At 56.5% G+C, this 478-nt stretch carries 1 protein-coding gene; it reads left to right on the top strand.

Translation table 11 applies throughout. From position 1 onward, the window contains the following. Window positions 1–9: 9 nt before the first annotated feature. Window positions 10–478, top strand: a 469-nt coding sequence (locus GM658_RS29010; protein ID WP_170299036.1) for a hypothetical protein, incomplete at its 3' end; no start/stop codon positions are given.

The raw sequence follows: 478 nt of genomic DNA, 5'->3' as shown, positions 1-478 counted from the left end.
AGCAATTCGGTGAAAGACCTGGGCATCAACACCGACGCGAGCAAAGCCAACGTGGCACTGGACAAGCTGCCAGACCTGAAAAAGCTCATGAAAGAGCAGCAGGCCATATCGATCGCCGCCGGTACGGCGATGGGGACGGCCAAGCAGATTTCCGCCGACTTTACCAATGATGCGAGAAACGCTGAAGCAGGGGCGCGAAAGGTACTTGAGAAATCGGATAGCACGCCTGAACAAATAGCGGCGGCGAACAAAACGATCGAAGAAGCCCAAAAAGTCCAGGCAGAATGGGGCGTGGGCGGCAACAAGAGCCGCGCGCTGAACGTGGTCACCGGCATTCTGGTTGGCGGGGTTGCCGGTCAAGCAGGAACGCAGATCGCGGCCAATGCGGCGGCACCGTATGCAGCTGCTGAAATTGGTGATTACTTCAAAACGAAGGGAAATGAAAACCAGACACTGCAGGATTTGAGCCATGCGGTCC

The organism is Massilia eburnea, from assembly GCF_009720745.1.
Classification (GTDB): domain Bacteria; phylum Pseudomonadota; class Gammaproteobacteria; order Burkholderiales; family Burkholderiaceae_D; genus Rugamonas; species Rugamonas eburnea.
This window is presented reverse-complemented; position numbering and strand designations above follow the sequence as displayed.